We start from the raw sequence: 3,888 nt of genomic DNA, 5'->3' as shown, positions 1-3,888 counted from the left end.
AAAAGAGTGGCGAAAAACAGTCTATAGCTCAAATTATAAACAAAGATCAACAGACCCTAAAATATTTGCCGATTTTTTAATCTTTTGATTGCGCCCAGACGGAGTTTGTGGCTAAATACAGCAATTCGAATTTCCTAATTTATCATATAGTTAGAATATTTCTTATAGCTTAATGGATTAACTATGATTAGTATTGAAAAATACCGCTTTTCGCATTTTGAGGCGCTGGTGCACTACCAATTGCCGCCGGAGCAGGCGTTGTATGCACCGGATCCGTCACAATGGTTTAACGGGCATACCTTACTGCTGGAAAGCAGTATGACCGCGGTTTCCATTTTAAAAAACCGACAGGTGGTCGGCTTTTTCATCTTAGATCGCGGCGTGGATAAACTGGAATTTACCCATAATCCGCAGTCGATTTTGCTACGTTCCTTTTCGGTTAATCCTCACTATCAAGGACAAGGCATTGCAAAAACCGTGATGCAACCGGGATTGTTGGAACCGTTTATCTCACAACAATTATCACCCAGCTGCAATGAAATCGTGCTGGCGGTTAATCCTGCCAACCAGCACGCTTATCAGTTGTATCTCAAGTGCGGTTTTTGTGAAGTGGGTAAAATGGTGATGAGCAGGCGTGGTACGCTTTGCTCTGCCTTACGGCGTCCGATTACAGGTTCACAGCTTGATTGAGCAACTCTTCTAGCTGCTGCTGAGCCTCTAACCAATCAAACTCCACCTGTTCTAAAGCTTTTTTGTGTTTAACCTGTTGATCTAACAACGTAGTTAACCGCACTTTGTTCTCTTCTTGATAAAGTGCGGTATCGGCAAGTTGGTTTTCGATCTCGCTTAACTGTGTGCTGTGTTGTTCCAACTGGGTTTCCAGTTTGCGCAGTGCTTGACGTAGCGGTGCACTTTGTTGCCGCAGCTCGGCTTCGAGCCGTTTTTGTTCCTTACGGTTTAGTGAATTGTCTGTTTTTTCAATCGCACTTTCAGTGGTTTTATCAACGGTTTGATTGGCATTGTCGTTCAGCCATTTTTGATAATCATCCAAATCACCGTCGAAGTCTTCCACCTTGTGATCGTGCACCAGATAGAAATCGTTGACGGTGTTGCGCAGCAAATGGCGATCATGCGACACCACCACCAGAGAGCCTTGATAATCCACCAACGCTTCGGTTAACGCTTGGCGCATATCTAAATCCAGATGGTTAGTTGGTTCGTCCAACAGCAGTAGATTCGGGCGTTGCCACACAATCAGCGCCAACACCAAACGGGCTTTTTCGCCGCCGGAAAAACTGTCCACCGCCTGTTTGACTTTATCCCCGTGAAAGGCAAAACCGCCGAGATAATCACGCAGCTGCTGTTCGGTCTGTTGTGGCGCAAGGCGTGCTAAATGCCAAAGTGCGGTTTCGTCAGCACGCAGTGTGTCCAATTGGTGTTGGGCGAAATAACCCAGTTGTACCCCTTTTGCCAGTTGCACCATACCGCTTTGCGGGGTTAATTCTTCCGCTAATAGCTTGATTAATGTGGACTTTCCGGCGCCATTGCGACCAAGCAACCCGATGCGCGAACCGGGAACCAAGTTTAATTTCACCGATTGTAACACCGTATGATCAGCGTAACCGGCACTGACTTTCTCCATGCTTAAAATCGGGTTTGGCAACGAGACAGGCGGACGAAATTCAAATTTAAACGGATTGTCCACATAAGCCGGTGCGATCAGCTCCATGCGTTCCAGTGCGCGAATCCGACTTTGTGCCTGTTTGGCTTTGCTGGCTTTGGCGCGGAAACGATCGATATAGCTTTGCAGATGTTCTACTTTTTGCTGTTGCTGGTGATAGAGCGCATTTTGTTGTGCCAGTTTGGTGGCTCGCTGTACTTCAAACGAGGAGTAATCACCGCTATATTCGTTCAGTTGTTGTTGTTCGATATGCAGAATTTTACTCACCACCGGATCGAGAAAATCGCGGTCGTGTGAAATCAGAATCAATGTGCCTGGATAGCGGCTCAACCAGCGTTCCAGCCAGATCACCGCATCCAGATCCAAGTGGTTGGTCGGTTCATCCAGCAGTAGCAAGTCAGAGCGGCAAATCAGCGCTTGTGCCAGATTCAGCCGCATCCGCCAACCGCCGGAAAACGATTTGACCGCACTTTGCAACTGCTGGTTTTCAAAGCCCAAGCCGTGCAGTAAGGTGGCGGCACGGGATTGAATTGTCCATGCGTCGATGGTGTCCAGTTTGGCGTGCAACAGTGCGATTTGGTTGCCGTCATTGTCAGCGTTTGCCTGAGCCAATTCTTGGCTCAGTTGAATATATTCTCGATCACCTTGAATCACATAATCCAATGCGCTGATATCTAACGCCGGGGTTTCCTGATTAACCCATGCCAATGACCAGTTTGACGGAAATTTGACCTCACCGCCTTCGCTGCTCATTTCGCCTTTAAGTAAGGAAAGTAAAGAGGATTTACCGCAACCATTTTTGCCGACCAGACCGACTTTCTGTCCTGGATTAATCGTCGCATTGGCGTGTTCGAGCAGCGTGGTCAGCCCGCGCTTTAAGGTGAGATCAGTAAAAAAAATCATTTTTTGTTTTATTTTGTTAACAGATTATTGCACAATAATAGCATATTTTTTTAACGTTCAGGATGAATAATGTTTGACTCTTTGATTGTGCAGTTCGTGGTACTCTGGGCGGTGATTGATCCAATTGGTTCCGTGCCGGTTTATCTTGCAAAAACAATTGGGTTGCCGCTGGAAGCGCGTCATCGGATTGCACGCAATGCCACTTTGATCTCCGCCGGAATTTTGGTTTTTTTCTTGGTTGCCGGTCAATTGTTATTAGAGGCGATGCAGATTCCCCTGACGGCATTCCAAACTGCCGGTGGCTTGGTATTGTTGTTGTTCGCCTTGACCATGATTTTTGGTGAAGGCAAACCCGGCGAAGAGATTCGTATGCCATCTAACTTGAATGAGATCGCCGTCTATCCGTTGGCAGTTCCTTCTATTGCCTCGCCCGGTGCGATGATGGCAGTGGTTCTGTTAACCGATAATCACCGTTTTAATTTAGGTGAACAGATGCTCACTACCTTGATTATGTTGATTATTTTACTTATCACTTATCTGCTGTTTATTGCCGCCAACCGTATTCAACGGATTATCGGTACCACCGGTGCTGCGATTATCAGTCGGGTAATGGGCTTGATTCTGGCTGCGGTGGCGATCAACAATATTCTGCTCGGCGTGCGTGATTTCTTTATGTATGTGAAATAAGTGCACTATCTGCGCCACTGGACTTTAGGTAATGGTTGGTGTATAAAAACTTACCGAATGATGCTGTTTAGATAAAGTAAGCAGATTAAATATTATGAGTAAATGTAAAAATTATTGTTACTTGATTCTATTATCTGCTTTACTACTTTTTCTTTATATGTGGTATATCGTAATTAAACCAAATCCTAATTTTAGCCAATATAATCTTCGATATTACCTACAAACACATTCATTTATAAAAAATGCACCTAGGATTTCAAACGATTATTTTTTCAGCATATCTCTTAGTTTAGATGACCCATATGAGTATCATTATATTACATATTGTAATATTCCTGACCTTGACAAAGGCTATACAACGTTACTGACTTACGCCCAGCAAACTGAACTTCCTATATTTTTCAGCTATGAATCCTTATATGAAAAAAATTATCTTATTACTCAGGACGGGAAAAAAAAGTTATTTCGTGATATTATTACATTAGTAAAAGATAAAGGTTGTATAACATTATTATTTGAAGAATATAATGGAGAGTTATATCCTAATATATTATATACACCAAAATATAATCAGAGTAAAAAATAATGACATAATCGGGTGTTATTTTTACAGTCGG

4 protein-coding genes are annotated in these 3,888 nt (G+C 43.8%); 3 read left to right on the top strand and 1 reads right to left on the bottom strand.

Annotated features, from left to right (window positions below; translation table 11 throughout):
• Positions 1–183: 183 nt before the first annotated feature.
• A complete protein-coding gene (locus tag FHQ23_RS00020) occupies positions 184–690 on the top strand; it encodes a GNAT family N-acetyltransferase (RefSeq protein WP_139612482.1) in 507 nt (168 codons plus the stop codon).
• Here the strand turns inward: FHQ23_RS00020 and FHQ23_RS00015 are convergent.
• A complete protein-coding gene (locus FHQ23_RS00015; protein ID WP_139612481.1) occupies positions 668–2,584 on the bottom strand; it encodes an ABC transporter ATP-binding protein in 1,917 nt (638 codons plus the stop codon). The genes FHQ23_RS00020 and FHQ23_RS00015 overlap by 23 nt on opposite strands.
• Positions 2,585–2,653: 69 nt before the next feature.
• On the opposite strand from FHQ23_RS00015, the gene FHQ23_RS00010 reads away from it, so the two are divergent.
• Together FHQ23_RS00010 and FHQ23_RS00005 are read left to right on the top strand one after the other, a co-directional pair.
• Positions 2,654–3,271 carry a MarC family protein gene (locus tag FHQ23_RS00010; protein WP_139612480.1) on the top strand — a complete coding sequence of 206 codons (618 nt, stop codon included), beginning with the start codon at positions 2,654–2,656 and terminating at the stop codon, positions 3,269–3,271.
• Between the two features lie 94 nt (positions 3,272–3,365).
• Positions 3,366–3,857 (top strand): hypothetical protein, encoded by a 492-nt coding sequence (locus FHQ23_RS00005; protein ID WP_139612479.1) that lies wholly within the window; start codon positions 3,366–3,368, stop codon positions 3,855–3,857.
• Positions 3,858–3,888 lie beyond the last annotated feature (31 nt).

The sequence above is a fragment of the Testudinibacter crocodili genome, assembly GCF_006228025.1.
Lineage (GTDB): Bacteria > Pseudomonadota > Gammaproteobacteria > Enterobacterales > Pasteurellaceae > Chelonobacter.
Note: the sequence above shows the minus strand (reverse complement) of the source record. Positions and strands in the feature narration are given on the sequence as shown.

What these genes read in the sequence shown, in the direction of transcription:
- FHQ23_RS00010 (WP_139612480.1), top strand. Translation starts at nt 2,654, where the DNA reads ATGTTTGACTCTTTGATTGTGCAGTTCGTGGTACTCTGGGCGGTGATT.
- FHQ23_RS00005 (WP_139612479.1), top strand. Translation starts at nt 3,366, where the DNA reads ATGAGTAAATGTAAAAATTATTGTTACTTGATTCTATTATCTGCTTTA.
- FHQ23_RS00020 (WP_139612482.1), top strand. Translation starts at nt 184, where the DNA reads ATGATTAGTATTGAAAAATACCGCTTTTCGCATTTTGAGGCGCTGGTG.
- FHQ23_RS00015 (WP_139612481.1), bottom strand. Translation starts at nt 2,584, where the DNA reads ATGATTTTTTTTACTGATCTCACCTTAAAGCGCGGGCTGACCACGCTG.